Here is a 17,923-nt window from a genome sequence, read left to right as displayed (position 1 = left end):
ATGGTGTGGGTCACCAAGTATCATCACAAATACCCATCGATTACACCACTAAACAAACCCTGAAATTTTATAAGAAAAACTTGGCCTTCAGCCAAGTTTTTCTAGGGGGTAATCTATATCAATTAGGGGATTAGGTATTTAAATCTACATGTTTTCCTTTGACTAAATAAATGATGCCTTCAGCGATGTTTGTAACGTGATCTGCTGCACGTTCTAAATACCGGCTGATAAAGGCGAGTTGTGTGATAGGGTTGATTTCATCAGGATGTTCCGTCATGTGCTTCAGTAGTTTTTCAACAGATTCTCCATATTCACGGTCCACTTGATCATCAATTCTTGAAATTTCATAAGCAGACTCGATACTTTCGCTCATATAGGCATCTATGACTAAATCGATCATTTGTTTAACGACAGATGCCGTATGAAGAACTTGCTGCTTTTCTTCTGGAAGCTCTGCTTTTCCAATCCTGATCACGGATTTCGAAATATTAACTGCAAGATCTCCAATTCGTTCAATATCATTCGTTGCTTTTAATGTCATAACGAGTCTTCTAAGGTCTTTAGCAACTGGTTGCTGCTGTGCAATTAACCAAATGGCATCATCATTAATATTATCTTCAATAGAATTAATTTTTTCATCTTGATTGATCACATCTTGAGCTTGCTCAGAATCTTGATGTTCAAGAGCGTACGTTGCTTTTGTTAAAGACGTTTTAGCCATTTCGCTCATCTTAAACACACGTTGCTTCAGTTCATTTAATTGATCTTCAAAATTCTCTCTTACCATAGTACAAGCCCCTCTCAATTAATAAGATTTATCCGAAGCGACCAGTTATATAATCTTCCGTACGCTGGTCTGTTGGGTTAGAGAATAACGTTTCTGTTTCATTAAATTCTACAACTTCTCCGTTTAAGAAGAAGGCAGTTTTATCAGAAATTCGAGCAGCTTGCTGCATGTTGTGTGTGACAATCACAATGCTGTAGTCCTGCTTTAGTTTTTGGACAAGCTCCTCAACTTTTAATGTTGAGATTGGGTCTAAAGCAGATGTTGGTTCATCCATTAAAATGACGTCTGGTTCTATAGCTAACGTGCGTGCAATACATAGACGTTGTTGCTGACCACCTGAAAGTCCATAAGCATTTTCCTTAAGACGATCCTTCACTTCATCCCAAATATAAGCATCTTTTAGACTTTTCTCGACGATCTCATCAAGTAATTTTTTACTTCGAATTCCGTGTATTTTAGGGCCGTATGCTACATTTTCATAAATGGACTTCGGAAAAGGATTTGGCTTTTGAAACACCATTCCAACGCGAGTTCTAAGTTCTTCAACTTTAAAGTCTTTATTTAAAATATTTCGGTTACGATACTCAATATCTCCAGATGTTTTAACAGAAGGGACTAAATCGACCATTCTGTTTAATGTTTTAAGGTACGTTGATTTACCGCAACCAGATGGTCCAATAATAGCTGTAATTTCTTTTTCTGGAATGGCTAGGTTAATATCCTTTAATGCATGCGTTTCCCCATACCATAAATTTAAACTTTTCGAGTTAAAAACGATGTTTTGTTCAGTTTGTGGAGTCTGTTCAATACGTTCCTTTTTAAGTGTTGCTGTACTCATGTGAGTCACTCCTTTTATTAAAATGAAAGTGTCCACCAAAGCGAATCATTATTCTAATAACGCTGTTGAAATTTATTACGAATAAGAACCGCAATCGAATTTAGTGCAAATAACAGAACGAGTAATACAATGATCGTAGCTGCAGCTAGATTCGCATAAGCATCGACTAATGTTGAATCTAATGTCCAGTAATAAATTTGCATTGGTAATGCTGTAAACTTATCAAAGATACCCTCCGGAAACGGAATGAGTAGTGCTGGAATTCCAATGACCGTTAGCGGCGCTGTTTCACCAATTGCACGAGAAATGGCTAATATAGCCCCTGTTAGCATCCCGGGTAAAGCGGCAGGTAGAATAATACGTCTGATCGTTTGCCATTTAGTTGCACCCATTCCATACGATGCCTCTATTAAATGCTGTGGCACTGAACGGATTGACTCCTGCGCTGCTACAATGACAATCGGTAAAATGAGCAATGATAGGGTCAGGCCACCTGCAAGTACAATACTTCCAAAGTCCATAGCACGGACAAAAATGGTCAATCCTAATATTCCATAGACGATTGACGGAACGCCGGCCAAATTGGCGATATTGGTTTGGATCAACGATTGAGTTTTTCCTCTTTTCAAGTAAAGTTCAAGGTATAAAGCTGATCCAATTCCAACGATTAAAGTCACTGGAATAACGACGGCCATTAACCAAAAGGTTCCGAGTATTGCTCCCATAATTCCTGCACGGCTTGCTTCAGTAGATAGACGTCCTGTTAGGAAGTCCATATTAATGGCGCTAAGTCCTTGTGTTAACACTTGAATAATTAATGCTGCTAATACGACTAAACCAATCGTTGTTGCAATAAAGAATATATATTTAAGGATGTTATTTTTTAAGATCCGTGTATTCATTTTCTTTTGAACTTGCTCTAGGTTTACATAGTTCATGTTAGTATTCCTCCCTAAATTTACGGGACACGTAACGTGCTAGTAAATTCATGAGTAATGTGAAAACAAACAAGGTCATCGCTACGGCATATAAGCTAAAGTAAATAGTTGAACCAGCCGGGGCCTCACCACCAGCGACTTCTACGATATATGCAGTCATTGTCTGCATTGACTGAGTAATATCAAACGTAAAGTTTTTCGAGCTTCCACTTGCAATGGTGACAATCATCGTCTCTCCGATTGCACGGGAGATTCCTAAAATAAATGAAGCAATAATACCAGATAAGGCAGCTGGAATCACAACTTTAAAAGTCGATTCGAGCTTTGTTGCACCTAATGCAAAAGCACCTTCGCGAATAGAGTTCGGTACTGAACTCATTGCATCTTCTGATAAGGATGCGATCATTGGAATAATCATGACACCCATGACGATTCCAGGGCTTAAAATATTCGTGGCATCAATTGACGGCCAAATAGACCTTAGTAAAGGTGTCACAAACGTAAAGGCGAAAAACCCATATACGATTGTAGGAATACCGGCTAAAATTTCTAGCATAGGTTTCAATGTTCTTCTGACGCGATCTGATGCGTATTCACTTAAATAGATTGCAGCCATCATGCCAATTGGGCCAGCTACTAACATGGCAATGAGGGATGACATGATCGTCCCGTTAATTAAAGGCAAAATCCCGAATTCTGGGTTCTGACTTAAAGGTTTTAGCACAGTTCCTGTGAAGAATTCTGTTATAGGAACCCTTTTGAAAAACTCAATCGTTTCACTGAGTAATGTGTAAATAATACCAATGGTCGTTAAAATAGAAATAAGAGCAAATAGAAATAATATTGATGGAATAAGTTTTTCAAAAAGTGATGATAAATTTTTGGATTTACGTTTTTGTTCAATCATGTCTTGGACTGATTCGCTTCGTGATGTCATAAGAACTTTTCCTCCTTTCAAGGAAAAAAGCAAACTAAAATGAGAGCATTGAAGCTCTCATTCTAGTGGTTACTTCAATTCTTTAAGTTCGTTTGCTAGTTTTTTAGTTTCCTCATCTGGCAATGGAGCAAAGCCAACTTCACCAGCATAGTTATTGACGTTTTCCATTAACCAAATGGCATAATCAAGTACTTGAGGCTTCTCTTTTGCGTGGTTAACATTTAAATAAGTGAATACTGGACGTGTAAAGTTTGCATAAGGACCATCTTCAGCGATTGTCTCAAGCGACGGAGCTACAGGTCCGTTACCAAAGTCTACTTTAACGGCTTTTACTTTATCTTTATTGTTGTCATAGTAACCAAAACCGAAGAAACCAATCGCATTTTTGTCTTCTGAAACTAGCTTAACTAGAGTGGAATATTCCTGTTGTAAATTAATGCTTGATGCTAGGTCTTGTTCACCTAGAATTTCTTCGTAGAAAAACTCATACGTTCCATGGTTTTCGTTAGGGCCATACGTTTGAATCTTTTCATCTGGCCAGTCAGGGTTAATGTCTGACCACTTTGTATATTTACCCATGAAGATATCTTTGACTTGCTGTTCAGTTAATTCTGTTGCGAAATCATTTTCAGGGTTGATGACAATTGAGATACCATCTAATGCGACTTTTAACTCTTTATACTCAATTCCTAATTCTTTAGCTTTAGCTTTCTCTTCTTCTTTAATTTGACGGGATGCATCATTAAAATCTGTTCCATTTTCGACTAAAAATCTCTCGAATCCTGCGCTTGTACCAGAACGACTTACTTCAACTGATACGTTAGGCTGTGAATTAATCATGTATTCCTCAGCCATTTTTGCCATTAACGGATAAACAGTTCCAGATCCATCGATGACAACACTACCTTCTAATTCTTGACTTCCTTTTTCATTATTGTCTCCGCTTGCTGCTTCAATAGAACCCTCATCGGATCCACAAGCAGCTAATGCTACTAATGCTAGAGATAAGATTGATAGAATGAAAAGCTTTGACCATTTAGTCATTTGGAATGTCCCCCTTAGGAATGTTCTAATTTTTCGTTACAAATTCATCATAAAAGGGATTGTTTCAAATGTCTGTAAAGTAAGTGTAAAGATAAGGTTAAGAAATTGTAAATCCTTGATTTGGCGGGAGGTGAAGGGGGATAAAGAAAAACCATTCAGAACTAAATTCTGAATGGTTAAGCAGGCGACACTAATTTTAAACCGACTGTCGCTGTGATAATAACTGAAATAAATAATATTCTAAAAACTGTCGCACGTTCTTTAAACCAGATAATTCCGACTATGGCTCCACCAGCAGCGCCAATTCCAGTCCAAATTGCATACGCTGTCCCCATAGGTAAAACGGTCATGGCAACGGATAGAAGTACAAAACTTAACGAGAAGGCTAAAATAAGCATAAAGAGTGACGACCATGTTTTTTTCTGATGGTAAACATTAATCATTAAAACGCCTAACATTTCAAAGATGCCTGCAAAAATCAAAGATGTCCAGTACATTAAGTTTCACCTCGTTCAATTGTGACTAGTTTAAGACCCACGACTCCAAATAATAAAAGCACAATAAAGCCGACTTTAACAAAGCTAAAGGGCTCGTCGAAAAATAAGATATCAGATGCGACTGTACCAGCTGTTCCAAGTCCGACAAATACGGCATAGGACGTGCCAACTGGTAGCTTTTCGCCGGCCATAATAAGCAAGTAAAAGCTTATAAAAATGGCGATAACGGTCATCAGCCATTCAATTAATGTNATCCAAGCGCGCTGCATCAGATCACCCCTTATTTATAGAGAAGGCCCGAGAGAATAGCTCTCTCGGGCGAAAATTCATATATTTAAATTTTATCACTGGTATTCAGTGAATTCTATTGAAACGGGTTATGATGAATAATTTTATCGGATTTGGATAAATTATGACACACGATTCAAAATGCCTTTTGGAAAGCGAGGCATGATTATGATAAAATCATTATTTATTGTTGGAATAATTGGTATTACGAGTTTGTCGTCAAGTTTAGCTGCTGATGAGGAAAGGTCATTTCCTGTGTACAAAGTGGATCAAGATTATATTTCATCACTCCCAAGGCAATACGTAGCCTTAACCTTTGATGATGGTCCTTCGGAGTACACAAAAGTGATTGCTGATATTTTGTCAGAACGGGGAGTAGCTGGGACATTCTTTTTTATAGGTGAGAAAATTGAGGAACACCCTGAAATTGTTCATTATGTCAAGGACCAAGGGCATATGGTGGGCAGTCATTCTTATGAACATAACAATTTGACTGAGCTTACGCCTCAACTATTAGAAAATGATATGTTAGAGGCAGTTACAGGGCTCGAAGGCTTAGTCGGTCATCAAGTAGAGTTGTTCAGACCGCCGTTTGGTTCTGCAGATGAAGAAGTCGTTGAAGTGGTGAAAGATCAAGGCCTTAAGATGGTCATGTGGAACCGAGACCCTAAAGACTGGAATCGAGCTGAAGCCCAAGATATTCTAGACTATTTTTATACCGTTGATTCTGCAGGTGGCATCTACATTTTACATGAAAATCCTGATACGGTAGAAGCCTTGCCGCAAATTTTAGATTATTTACAATCGGAAGATCTTCAAGTTGTCGGATTACAGTAAAGAAGACCTTCTCAAAAAAAAAGAAGCATTTGCGCTGGATGCAAATGCTTCTTTTTAAATTACTCATCTGAATCGCTATTCTCTTTGTTTCCTTTTGCGTATTTACCTTGACGGCCATATTCCTTGTTTGTTTTCTCTTTGCGGTTTTCGCCACTCTTTCCTTGGTTGTTTGCCACTAGAATCAGCTTCCTTTGGTTTTATTTACCCCTTGTCCAAAAAATTAATCGAATTAATTAATTTATTTTCTAAGAATATGTAAAAAACCCGTCAAATAGGACGGGTTTTAAACGCTAATGTTGTTGTTGTGATGCTTTAGTAAAACCGTTAAGCAGTTGATCTTGAGTTTGTTGATCAAACTGTGCCACCTGATAATAGCCATTGTCATTTTGGTATAAGAAAATTTCATATGCCATCTCACAAATGTTAGGAATACTGTCCTGTAACACACGACGTACAACAGGGTTTGTTGCTTCAAGAGCTGCCATGGTTGCACCTGATGCACACTGTTTCAAATGACCTAACATAAATCCTGAGTAACATTCATCATTAAGCTGTGAAGGGTTTTCCTTAGGTGACTTAGGTTGACCTGGAGTTAAACCGTAAGTAACATCGTTGCTTAATTCCATGTTATAAGTGGTTGTCGGTTGGGGAGGGCGCTGTCCAGATTGGTAAGCATCCACTAGTGTGTTATAGGTTTGCTTTAAATGTTGATGTTGCTTGTTTAAGATCGTTTTTAAATTTTGATCTTGAATACCTTGTTCGTAAATTTTGTAGTGCTCCATTGTACCGATTAAACCACCTAATACTTCTTTTACATCGTATATTTCATGTGCTGAATGGCTTTGTTGAGCTGGCATTTGATTTGAGTTTTTCATTTGACTATTTGGGTTCTGTTGCTGATGCATAGTCATTCCTCCTTTATAATTTGGATTACATTATTAAGGTGGTTCAAAACACGTTTAAATATGCAGTTTCAATACTGTTACTTACTATAAATTGTTTTAAAAATTACCATTAGGCAAGAAGTATGATTCACTAGTAATCCTACAAAATAACTATAAGTCGCTTACAATTTGATGAATAAATGTTATTATAAAATTAAATATATTTAGACAAATTGGGCCAACAGGCTCTTTTTAAATTATAGGGGAATAGACATGTATCGAACGATCTCAACATTGTGTTTAGTTGGCGCTGTCATTTTTATATTAGCTAGCTTACCGTTAACTGTAACAATTTTCGGTGATTCACTACTCATTGAATGGTCCATCATTTATGATAAAACGTTAGCATACTTTAACGGGGTTTTGTCAGGAGAATCATTTACATATACAGAAGGCAAGGATCGGACTCAGCACTTTTTTGCAGATGTACCAAGTCATTTTATGACCTCATTTTTATACTTATTAGTAGCTGCTTTAATTGCAATTTCATTATCTTTGGTCTTATCGATATGGGTTAGTTTGACTAAAAAGGAATGGGTTAAAGATGTAATAGGTTTTTTGAGTGTCATTCCAGACTTCATCATGATTATCTTTTTACAACTAGTGGTTGTTTATATTTACGAGGAATACGGAGTTGCTGTATCAAGAGTGGCCACGAAATCTTCTGAAGAACCAGCTGTACTATTGCCATTAATCGTGATGATTTTAATACCGCTCATTTATCTAATTCGTAATTTATCTGAGAGAACATTTGATGTGATGGGAGAAGACTACATTTTAAATGCAAAAGCAAAAGGAATAAGGCGGTTACCTATTATCTTCAACCATGTTATCCGAAATGTATTGCCATTTTTAAAAGCAGACTTACATAAAATACTTGCGATTATGATGTCAAACCTATTTATAGTTGAGTATTTGTTTAATATCAATGGCTTATCGGCTTTTATTTTTAATAATTACTCGTATCAGTTTAATTTAACGGTCAATACGCTGATCGCATTAATGGTTGTCTATATGCTTTTATACCTATGTCTAACCTTATTTATTCGTTTTCTCGAAAGGATTTTTGCTAATGACTAATTGGAGACTTTGGACAGGGTTAAGCTTAACTCTAATACTGATCATCATCGCAATTATCGGACCATTTATTGCGCCATATGATGATAATTACACAATGGAAGTAGAGTATATCTCACAAGGTGAAGATTATGAAATGGTTACAAACCCTGCGCCACCATCAGCTAAGCATCCATTTGGGACGGATCAGTGGGGTTATGATATATTGACGTTGTTATTGTATGGAGCGAAATATACGATTTTTATTAGTTTATTCGTAGCCTTTATAAGAGTTGTCGTTGGTGGAGGCCTCGGCATTTTAGTTGGAAATCTGAACAATTCTAAATCGAATAAATTAGGGTTCGGTTTTGGTTTGTTAGGGGGAATCCCGCAATTTTTAGTGTTATATTTCGTGTTAGTCGGAATTACCATTAATTCTACATTATCCGTGTTTGAACTAACTACTCTTCAAACCGTCCTAATGGTGTTAATCGGCATTCCAGGGGTGTTTTCGGCAACTAAAAGTAAGACTATTGAACTGAAAAAGAACGAGTTTATAACCGCATCTAAGTCATTAGGCGCCAGTCCTTGGTGGGTGACCACTAAGCAAGTTTTCCCTCATCTAAAAGGGACCCTTTTATCGATGATGGTAAAAGAAATGATTCTTACACTGACTCTGATTGGTCAGCTAGGGATCTTTAAGTTATTTTTAGGTGGAACAATTCTAAGGTTGCATGGTCCTGAGGTTTACCTTTCTAAAACAAATGAATGGGCAGGGTTGATCGGACAGTGGCAATCGTTTCTTTATAATTACGAATGGATTATATGGTATCCGCTTGCAGCATTTGTTTTTACCATTTTTTCGTTTTATTTATTATCTAGGGGAATAGAGATTCATCAACGAGACCAATTGAAGCGGTATCCACATATCTAAATAAATGAGCCGTGATGTTAAGCATCACGGCTCGAGTTTTTAGTCATCTCCGAAGACTTGTTCCCAATCGCTTCGTTGATCTAACATTTCTTGAGCGAGCTGTTTAGCACCTTCTAGACTATGGTTTGCGGCCCATCCGCACTGAACTTCATTACAGGCTGGTACTTCATCAGCAGCTAAAACGTCTTTAAACGTTTGCTCTAATGCATTCAAAATTTCATCATAATCATCATGATTTAATACGGCTAGATAAAACCCAGTCTGACAACCCATTGGACTTATATCAACGACATGATCTAAGTGATTACGAATATTTTCGGCCATTAAATGTTCGATAGAATGTAGGGCATCCATGTCCATGTGCGCTTTATTGGGTTGTTTAAAACGGATGTCATATTTATGGATTTTGTCTCCGTTTGGGCCTTCCGTAACACCAACTAAGCGAACATAAGGTGCTTTGACTTTTGTATGGTCTAAGTTAAAGCTTTCAACATTCATTTTATTAGCCATTTAGCATTCTCCTCTCAATGGTTTTGTGTATTAAAAAAAACCGAGAAATCGGCACAAGCCGACCTCCCAGTTTTAGACATTAACGTGGTTATGGCGATTCGCAAATTGATTAACCGAACCTACATATTGATTTAATTCTGATGCGCCTTCAATCGCATTTGTAATAAATGTTTTAGCTGATTTAATGGCTTCTAAAGGCTCTTGCCCTTTGGCGATATAAGCCGTAATCGCAGATGCAAATGTGCAGCCTGCACCGTGTGTGTAAGTTGTGTCGATGGCATCTGTTTCAATTAAGATGAACTCATCCCCAGCATAAAATACATCAACAGCTTTGTCGCCTTCAACTTCTGAACCGCCTTTGACGATGACGTTTTTAGCGCCTAGTTCGTAAATACGTTTAGCAGCTTCTTTCATTTCGTCTACGGTTGTGATGTTCGACATACCTGCCAGCTGTCCTGCTTCAAATAAGTTAGGCGTTGTCACTAGTGCTTTTGGTACTAAAACATCACGTAATGCTTCAGAGTTTTCAGGATGTAGAGCTTCGTCCTGACCTTTACACACTAAAACAGGGTCAATAACAGCCGGTAAGTTATGCTTCTCAATCACCTCAGCCGCAAGTTTGATCACTTCCGCTGTTGGAAGCATACCTGTCTTCATAATATCAACACCTACACCATCTAGAATCGTGTGCAGTTGTGCTTTTACTGTATCAAGCTCGATTGGATACACATCATGCGCCCAGCTTGTCGATGGGTTTTGTGCAACAATCGTTGTTAAAGCTGTCATCGGATAGATGCCAATTTCTTGAGATGTTTTAATATCTGCTTGAATGCCTGCTCCACCACTGGTGTCAGAGCCAGCTAATACTAACGCTTTTTTCATGGAGACTCCCTCACTTTCTTAGTTCCTGTTTGTATTTTAAGACAATTTCATACTTATGACAAATAAGTTATATTAGTAAATTTTTAAGACGTAGAATGCTTGGTCCTAGAACGAACCGATGATTCTGCATGATCTTCTCTGAATTTGATGAAAAAGAGAATAAGACCACAGGCAAATAGCATTGCACTTGTCATGATAAAGACAGATGAAATGTTGTAAAAACCAGCCACCACTCCGCCTAAGACAGGTCCGAGCATGTTACCTAAGAATCGGAGGCTTGTATTGTAACCCATCACTTCACCTTGCATGTTAATTGGTGCGACCTGGCGAATGTATGCCATTCTAACCGGAATAATTCCGCCGAGTGTGACTCCGAGCAAGAATCTCACAATAACAAGCTGCCATACTTCAGTAACGAACGCACCAGGTAAATAAACTAATCCAGCTGCTAAGAGCAATGCAATTAGGATCTTTTCATAACCGACTTTATCGGCAATACGGCCCCAGCGTCTCGTCATAAGTAAGTTACCAAGTCCAGTTATGGAAAATGCGATTCCTGAAATGAATGCTAAGTTTTCCGGACCATTTAATTCACTGACATACAGTGCTAGAATCGGCTGCACCGCGAAGTGAGCCACTTGGATAAACATTGATAGAATGATGACTGAAATTAGCATCGGTTGTTTTAAAATAAAAGTTACTACTTCTTTTCTAGAATAACTTTCTTGTTCGTTTTCATCATCTTTTACTTTGAACTCTTTTAATCCAATGATGACAAGGACGCCTGCTAAGAAAATAGTACCTGATGTGAACTGAAAGGCTTGAGCATAACCAAATGTATCGGCTAATACACCACCAAGCATCGGTCCCATTAGCGTACCAGTGACGGTACCTGTTTGTAGCGTCCCCAAAACGCGCCCAGAGATGCCTTTTTCAGTTTGAGTCGATATGAGCGCCTGTGATAAAGGGATAAACCCAGTAAAGACACCCATGACAAATCTTAGTAAAAATAATTGAAAGACCGTTTGAACTTCTCCCATTAGGAAGACACTTGTACCTAAACCAAATGCCGCTATGATTAGGATTGGTTTTCTTCCGTAACGGTCACCTATACGACCCCAGAGCGGGGATACTAAGAACGCGGTTAAGAATGTAATTCCAAATGTATATCCTGCCCATTTTTGTACATAATCATCTGAGAAATTGCCGAACGTCTCGATATAAAGTGAGAGGAACGGCATCACCATTGTCATACTACCTGCCACAAAAAAATTGGCGAACCACATGATCGCCAAATTACGCTTTGCTCGTGAATGCTGATCCATTATATAGACCCTTCTTTCTAATGTTTCGGAACACGTTTATTTCGCTAGGCTAAATAATATCACAATTCCAAGTTGATGTCGAATAACCTGCTTAGGCGGAGTAACAGCAAAGATTTAAGACAGCTTGGGGTCGTGTTCAATCAATTGATTGTCCACATTTTCGAACGAAGTGTCCACATTTTCGATGAAACTGTTCGTATTTTCGCAGGAACTGTTCACGTTTGTAGTTCAACTGTCCGTATTTGGGAGAAAACTGTTCGCATATCAGGGAGAACTGTATGCATCTGCTAGAAAACTGTTCGCATTTCCAGAGAGAGGGGAGGAGGTAGGCAAAATAAAAACTCTCGCTTGTTTAAAGCGAGAGGGAGTTTAGTTATAACTTCGACAGCACTCTTGGTTTAACGGCTAATCGCTCAGAAATGTCGCAGTCTGTACCGAAGATTTCTTCAGGAGTTCCTGTATCAGTAATCTGACCATTTTTTAAAATGACTATGCGATCTGCTAGTGCTTGTGCATCTTCCTGGTCATGGGTTACAAAAATAGAGGTTACTCCAGTTGTTTTTAAAATTTTACGTAGTTCTTCTCTAATTTTAATTTGTAAATCAGCATCTAAATTACTGAAAGGTTCATCAAAGAGTAATAATTTAGGTTTAGGTGCAAGTGCACGTGCTAAGGCGACTCGTTGCTGCTGGCCACCACTTAATTCATACGGATAACGCTTTTCGTAGCCTTCTAAGTTTACTAGCTCTAAAACTTCTTGCAAGCGTGCCTTTTTTTCTTTGCGTGACCACTTTAATAGGCCAAATTGTATATTTTCCTTTACAGTCATGTGTGGGAATAAAGCATAATCTTGAAATACCATGCCAATTCCACGTTTTTCAGGCTGAACAAACTTTGACTGACTGCACATGCAGTCATCACCAACCATAATGTTACCTTTCGTTGGCATTTCTAACCCGGCAATTAATCTTAATAATGTACTTTTACCGCTGCCAGATTCGCCAAGAATAGTCGTAATTTCACCTTGATTAATAGTTAAATTAAACTGGTCAATTGTTCGCTCATCAGTATTTTGATATTGGAAATGTAAGTCTCGGATATGAACAAACATAGGTTTACTCCCTTTCTAACACATAATGGAAAACATAAATTGATAATGCGCTGATCAATATAATTAAAATCGATGGAACTGCCGCCTTTTGAATCATTTCATTCGTGGCATAGTTGAACGCGTTTGTCGCAAGTGTTTCAAAGTTAAAGGGTCTTAAGATTAAAGTTAAAGGTAGTTCTTTTAGTATATCTATAAAAGCTAGAATAAATCCTCCGAATATAGCACCGCGAATTAATTTGATGTCTACTCTAAAAAATGATTGTGTCACACTATTTCCTAGCATACGAGATGCTTCTGTGAAATTCGTTCCGATGCGTTCAAATCCAGATTCAACAGAATTATATGCAACAGCAAGATAACGTACGATATATGCAAAAATTAACATAAATACACTTGTACTTAATACGTAAGATGATGTCCATCCCCAATTGTAAATTATTTTGTCAATCCCTATGAATAAGGTGACAACTCCAACTGAGATGACAGCACCAGGTATAGAATAACCTAAAATAGTAATTTTAGGGAAGAGTTTTGCAGTTAAACCGCGATTTAGCCTAGAGAAATTACTTATAACAATTGCCATAATTGTGATCAGTGTTGCACCAGTGAATGCCACAAGTACGGTGTTTCCAATGACGGTTAATAATTCACTTGAGAAAAATTGTTCGTAAGTTAACAAGCTCCAACCGATTAATTGTATAAATGGAATCATAAATGCTAACAGAAAAATGGCCATGCAATAGCTAAAGGCTAGCCACTTATGTCGCCCTTTTAACTTAATGGGCTTTAAAAGCTTTACTTTAGTAGTTGTAAAACTAAACCGCTTACGACCACGAAGCACCCGTTCTAATATAAGTAACCCTAAAATGATCAGCATAAGAGTGCCTGATAGTTTAATCGCTGAGTTTAAATCACCCAATCCAAACCAGGTCTGGAATATGGCAGTTGTAAACGTTTGAATCCCATAATATTTTACAACACCATAGTCATTTAAAACTTCTAAAATAACTAAACTGACACCTGCAACGATCGATGCTCTTGTAATTGGAAGGACGATTTTAAAATAAATTCGCCAAGAGCTACTACCTAAGATTCTGGCGTTTTCAATTAAAGATGTTGACTGGCGAGCAAGAAAGGCTTTCGTGATTGTAAATACATATGGAAATAAGAACATGACAAATATAAAAACAGCCCCAGGCATGTTCATAATATTGAAATAATCTTGATTAACTGTGAGATCAAATTGGTTTCTTAAAGTTGTTTGAATGACGCCTGTATAGTTCAAGATACCGTGATATGTGTATGCACCAATATAAGGTGGGATCGCGAGTGGTAAGATTAATCCCCACTGAAAAAAGCCTCGTAAAGGGAAATCATAAGCTGAAATAATCCATGCGAGACTTGAACCAATCAATGCAGTCAGTAAACCAACAAATATAATTAGAGTAAGAGAATTCGTGATGTAAGTACCAAGCATGTATTCTCTAATATGAGTCCAGTTTTCATTTGATTCACTAAAAAATTGAATAATGATGGATAAGTTTGGGAGTAATATAAGGCTGACAAATATGATGCTTAAAATCGTCCAGCTATTCATGTTGTTTTTAATATTTCTAATCCAACTCAAAAGTGTTCACGCCCTTTAGTTCTATCACCATATCCATCTTACAAAAAAATAAAGCCTAGAGTAAGCGTTTTAACTACTTGTTATAAAATAGACAAAATCAGGTTGTTGAGGACAACAACCTGATGATGCTTATTTCCAATTGACTTCATTAAAAATCTTGACTGCTTCAGCGTTATTTTCGCCTAAAATTGATAAATTGATATCTTGTTCTTTAAAGTCTCCCCATTGCTTAAGTGTGTCAGCAGGTTCGACATTTGGATTAACTGGGTATTCGTAGTTTGCACTTGCAAATTGTTTTTGAACGTCTTCTGACGATAGGAATTCAATTAGCTTTATTGCGTTTTCTTTGTTTTGTGCATGCTTAGTAACAGCAATACCACTAACGTTTACGTGTGTTCCTGTCGTTTCTTGGTTAGGGAAGAAGACACCTAGTTGTTCAGCTACTTTAACTTCTTCTTCATCAGCTGAATTTAACATACCGCCTAAATAATAAGTATTCATGACAGCAATATCACCTTCGCCAGCTGCAACACCTTTCGCTTGGTCTCGGTCACCACCTTGAGGGTCACGTGCCATATTATTTACGATGCCTTCAGCCCAAGCCTTAGCTTCCTCGCGACCATTTAATTCGATTAATGAAGCTAATAGTGATTGGTTATAAATGTTTTCAGAAGAGCGAATTAAAATTCGGTCTTCCCATTTAGAGTTAGTTAAATCTTCGTAAGTAGAAAGTTCACTCGGATCAACGCGATCTTTATGATAGACAATGACACGTGCACGCTTAGTTAATCCGTACCACTCTTGATCTTTGTCGCGTAACTTCTCTGGTATATTTTTATTTAAAGTGTCGCTCTCAACACTTTGCAATAAGCCTTCTTCTTTAGCTCGATGAAGACGTCCTGCATCTGATGTATAGAAAAGATCAGCCGTTTGTTCACCTTCACGTTTCATGCGCTCAATTAATTCATCTGCACTACCTTCAATGACATTAACTTTAATACCTGTTTCCTCTTCAAATTGTTTATAAAGTTCATCGTCAATATCGTAATGGCGACTTGTGTATAAGTTAAGCTCGTCATCCTTAGATGCACTTTGTTCCCCGCCACAAGCAGCTAGGAAAAACATTAATAATACAAGTGAACCGATTAATAATATTTTTTTATGCATGTTAGTAACGTCCTTTCTAGATTTGTAATGGATGAGAATAATTATCAATTTCAATTTATATTGTTAATGATAATCATTCTCAAGTCAAGATGTTTTTAGAAATAACTTTAGTTTTTTCACAAATAAAAAAATCCACTCCCATTAAAAGAGTGGATTTTAGCCGATTAAAAATCAAATAAGTCACCAGATAGATAACGTTCACCTGTGTCAGGGGCAATGGCGACAATCACATCACCTGGTTGTTTGCGCTTAGCAACCTCTAACGCAGCGTAAGTCGTAGCACCGCCTGAAGGTCCAACGAGAATACCTTCTTCACGTGCGAGGCGACGAGTCACGTTATAGGCTTGATCGTCTTCAATTTTTAAAATTTCATCGCAAACATCTAAGTTAAGTGTATCAGGAATAAAGCCTGGGCTTGTTCCGACTAGTTTATGTTTCCCAGGTTTACCACCTGATAAGACAGGTGACCCTGCTGGTTCCACGACATGAACCGTTAAATCTTGATAAATCTTCTTAAGTTCTTCACCAGTGCCTGTCACCGTTCCGCCAGTTCCTGAACTTGCTACAAATGCTGAAAGGGGTTTGCCTAAGAAGTCCATTGCTTCTTTAATCTCTTTAGCAGTGGAGTTTCGGTGGGCATCTGGATTCGCTTTGTTTTCAAATTGCATTGGCATAAAGCTGTTTGGAATTTCGTTTAAAAGCTGTTTGGCTTTTTCAATTGCGCCAGGCATTTTTTGATCGCCAGGCGTTAACACGACTTCAGCTCCGTAAGCTTTTAGTAAATTGATGCGTTCCTTTGTCATCGTATCCGGCATCACTAGAATCGCTTTATAACCACGTGCAGCCGCATTCATCGCCAGGCCAATGCCTGTGTTGCCGCTCGTTGGCTCGATAATCGTTGAACCTTCTTTTAGTAGACCTTCTTTTTCAGCCTCGACAATCATGTTATAAGCCGCGCGATCTTTAACACTTCCGCTTGGATTAAACATCTCAAGCTTTAAATAGACGTCAGCTCCGTTTGCTGGACTTAGTCGATTTAGTTTAACAAGTGGTGTATCTCCGATTAATTCAGCTATATTATTGACAACACGCATGTTTTCACATCCCTTACAATTTTCATTCAACCTAATCATAGTTTATCAATAGGGATTAGTTGAATTCAAATGCTTAGTTTATCTTATTATAGCATCTTAATTTTGGCCATGAATTATGTGTTAAGATAAAAGAAAAAAGGTAGGGGCTAACTGTATGACATTTAAGAATGAAAAAGGAATCCATACTGATTTTAAAGAGCGAATGACGTATGGTGATTATTTAGATTTAGATTCCATATTGAATGCGCAGCATCGATTGTCCGGTCACCATGATGAGATGTTATTTATCGTCATTCATCAGGTGAGTGAGCTGTGGCTGAAGTTAACGATTCATGAAATTCAGGCGGCTAGCGAAGCCATTCAATCCGGAAATTTTGATAGCGCGTTTAAAAAGCTAGCGCGTGTGTCTAAAATACAGAACCAGATTATACAGGCATGGGATGTGTTAGCTACTATGACGCCGGCTGAATATCTCGAGTTTCGCGACTACTTAGGTCAGGCCTCTGGTTTTCAGTCGTATCAATATCGTATGGTTGAATTCGCTTTAGGTTATAAAACGCCTCACGTGTTAAAAATTTACGAAAAGGACCCTGAACTTCATGCCATGTTAAAAGAGGCTTATGAAGCACCTGGATTATATGATGTAGCAATCGAAGCCTTAGCAAAATCAGGTTTTGACATTAATCAAGAAGTATTAGAACGTGACTATACAAAGACTTATGAGGCGAATGAGAGTGTTGAGGCGGCTTGGATCGAAGTCTATCAAAATGTTGAAAAGTATTGGGATTTATATGAGTTAGCCGAAAAGTTAGTTGATATCGAAGACTGGATGCAGCAGTGGCGTTTCCGTCATATGAAAACGGTCGAGAGAATCATTGGGCATAAAACTGGAACTGGGGGCTCATCAGGTGTTGGTTATTTGAAAAAAGTACTGGATCATTACTTTTTCCCAGAGCTCTGGAACGTTCGTACGAAATTATAATAGAAGACCCCCGTCATCAAAATAGAGTGACCCAATAATATGAGACAGGAAAAAACACCCCCTATGTCGTATGTAAAAGTATTCGACAATTTAGGAGGTGTTTTTCTTTATGGGTAAAAATCGAT

The 17,923-nt window shown here is 37.9% G+C and carries 18 protein-coding genes and 1 pseudogene; 4 read left to right on the top strand and 15 right to left on the bottom strand.

The window, feature by feature from the left end; all coding sequences use genetic code 11:
- Positions 1-130 precede the first annotated feature (130 nt).
- The 7 genes and pseudogenes from phoU to ACFSW4_RS06945 form a co-directional block, all read right to left on the bottom strand.
- Positions 131-787: a phosphate signaling complex protein PhoU gene (gene phoU / locus ACFSW4_RS06975; protein WP_054752297.1), complete on the bottom strand. Its 657-nt coding sequence runs from the start codon at positions 785-787 to the stop codon at positions 131-133.
- Between the two features lie 28 nt (positions 788-815).
- Positions 816-1,625, bottom strand: coding sequence for a phosphate ABC transporter ATP-binding protein PstB (gene pstB / locus ACFSW4_RS06970; RefSeq protein WP_054752295.1), 810 nt, complete (start codon positions 1,623-1,625; stop codon positions 816-818).
- A 53-nt stretch (positions 1,626-1,678) separates the two neighbouring features.
- Positions 1,679-2,563: a phosphate ABC transporter permease PstA gene (gene pstA / locus ACFSW4_RS06965; protein ID WP_377328315.1), complete on the bottom strand. Its 885-nt coding sequence runs from the start codon at positions 2,561-2,563 to the stop codon at positions 1,679-1,681.
- A 1-nt stretch (position 2,564) separates the two neighbouring features.
- Complete coding sequence (pstC, locus tag ACFSW4_RS06960; RefSeq protein ID WP_377328313.1) at positions 2,565-3,500, bottom strand: phosphate ABC transporter permease subunit PstC; 936 nt, start codon at positions 3,498-3,500, stop codon at positions 2,565-2,567.
- Between the two features lie 69 nt (positions 3,501-3,569).
- Positions 3,570-4,544, bottom strand: coding sequence for a PstS family phosphate ABC transporter substrate-binding protein (locus ACFSW4_RS06955; protein WP_377328311.1), 975 nt, complete (start codon positions 4,542-4,544; stop codon positions 3,570-3,572).
- Between the two features lie 176 nt (positions 4,545-4,720).
- Positions 4,721-5,041, bottom strand: a complete 321-nt coding sequence (locus ACFSW4_RS06950) for a DMT family transporter (RefSeq protein WP_377328309.1) — start codon at positions 5,039-5,041, stop codon at positions 4,721-4,723.
- A pseudogene (locus ACFSW4_RS06945) lies at positions 5,041-5,280 on the bottom strand (DMT family transporter); the annotation flags it as partial. The pseudogene ACFSW4_RS06945 and the gene ACFSW4_RS06950, both read right to left, overlap by 1 nt.
- A 217-nt stretch (positions 5,281-5,497) precedes the next feature.
- Here ACFSW4_RS06945 and ACFSW4_RS06940 point away from each other — a divergent pair.
- Positions 5,498-6,166: a polysaccharide deacetylase family protein gene (locus ACFSW4_RS06940; protein WP_377328305.1), complete on the top strand. Its 669-nt coding sequence runs from the start codon at positions 5,498-5,500 to the stop codon at positions 6,164-6,166.
- A gap of 290 nt (positions 6,167-6,456) precedes the next feature.
- On the opposite strand, the gene ACFSW4_RS06935 is transcribed toward ACFSW4_RS06940, so the two are convergent.
- Entirely contained in the window at positions 6,457-7,071 is a 615-nt protein-coding gene (locus tag ACFSW4_RS06935) for a spore coat protein (RefSeq protein WP_054752291.1), read from the bottom strand.
- 252 nt (positions 7,072-7,323) lie between these two features.
- On the opposite strand from ACFSW4_RS06935, the gene ACFSW4_RS06930 reads away from it, so the two are divergent.
- Complete coding sequence (locus ACFSW4_RS06930) at positions 7,324-8,190, top strand: ABC transporter permease subunit (RefSeq protein WP_377328303.1); 867 nt, start codon at positions 7,324-7,326, stop codon at positions 8,188-8,190.
- On the top strand, positions 8,183-9,100 hold the full coding sequence (locus ACFSW4_RS06925; protein WP_377328301.1) for an ABC transporter permease subunit: 918 nt from the start codon (positions 8,183-8,185) through the stop codon (positions 9,098-9,100). The genes ACFSW4_RS06930 and ACFSW4_RS06925 overlap by 8 nt, the downstream gene beginning before the upstream one ends.
- A gap of 39 nt (positions 9,101-9,139) precedes the next feature.
- Here the strand turns inward: ACFSW4_RS06925 and ACFSW4_RS06920 are convergent, their stop codons facing one another.
- The 7 genes from ACFSW4_RS06920 to cysK form a co-directional block, all read right to left on the bottom strand.
- On the bottom strand, positions 9,140-9,610 hold the full coding sequence (locus tag ACFSW4_RS06920) for an S-ribosylhomocysteine lyase (RefSeq protein ID WP_054752281.1): 471 nt from the start codon (positions 9,608-9,610) through the stop codon (positions 9,140-9,142).
- 72 nt (positions 9,611-9,682) lie between these two features.
- The gene (gene pdxK, locus ACFSW4_RS06915) at positions 9,683-10,492 is read right to left on the bottom strand and encodes a pyridoxine/pyridoxal/pyridoxamine kinase (protein ID WP_054752279.1); all 810 of its coding nucleotides are present in this window, start codon (positions 10,490-10,492) and stop codon (positions 9,683-9,685) included.
- Between the two features lie 83 nt (positions 10,493-10,575).
- Complete coding sequence (locus ACFSW4_RS06910; RefSeq protein ID WP_054752277.1) at positions 10,576-11,817, bottom strand: MFS transporter; 1,242 nt, start codon at positions 11,815-11,817, stop codon at positions 10,576-10,578.
- A 373-nt stretch (positions 11,818-12,190) separates the two neighbouring features.
- Positions 12,191-12,928: an ABC transporter ATP-binding protein gene (locus tag ACFSW4_RS06905; RefSeq protein ID WP_377328299.1), complete on the bottom strand. Its 738-nt coding sequence runs from the start codon at positions 12,926-12,928 to the stop codon at positions 12,191-12,193.
- Positions 12,929-12,932: 4 nt separating this feature from the next.
- The gene (locus ACFSW4_RS06900) at positions 12,933-14,525 is read right to left on the bottom strand and encodes an ABC transporter permease (protein ID WP_377328669.1); all 1,593 of its coding nucleotides are present in this window, start codon (positions 14,523-14,525) and stop codon (positions 12,933-12,935) included.
- A 159-nt stretch (positions 14,526-14,684) separates the two neighbouring features.
- Complete coding sequence (locus tag ACFSW4_RS06895; RefSeq protein WP_377328297.1) at positions 14,685-15,722, bottom strand: Fe(3+) ABC transporter substrate-binding protein; 1,038 nt, start codon at positions 15,720-15,722, stop codon at positions 14,685-14,687.
- A 164-nt stretch (positions 15,723-15,886) separates the two neighbouring features.
- Positions 15,887-16,816: a cysteine synthase A gene (gene cysK, locus ACFSW4_RS06890; protein ID WP_377328295.1), complete on the bottom strand. Its 930-nt coding sequence runs from the start codon at positions 16,814-16,816 to the stop codon at positions 15,887-15,889.
- A 154-nt stretch (positions 16,817-16,970) separates the two neighbouring features.
- On the opposite strand from cysK, the gene kynA reads away from it, so the two are divergent.
- Positions 16,971-17,798, top strand: coding sequence for a tryptophan 2,3-dioxygenase (kynA, locus tag ACFSW4_RS06885; protein ID WP_054752275.1), 828 nt, complete (start codon positions 16,971-16,973; stop codon positions 17,796-17,798).
- The last annotated feature ends 125 nt before the right edge of the window (positions 17,799-17,923 follow it).

The organism is Piscibacillus salipiscarius (assembly GCF_042685285.1).
GTDB classification, from domain to species: Bacteria; Bacillota; Bacilli; order Bacillales; family Alkalibacillaceae; genus Piscibacillus; species Piscibacillus salipiscarius.
The sequence above is the reverse complement of the archived record's forward strand: the minus strand, read 5'-3'. Positions and strand labels throughout refer to the sequence as shown.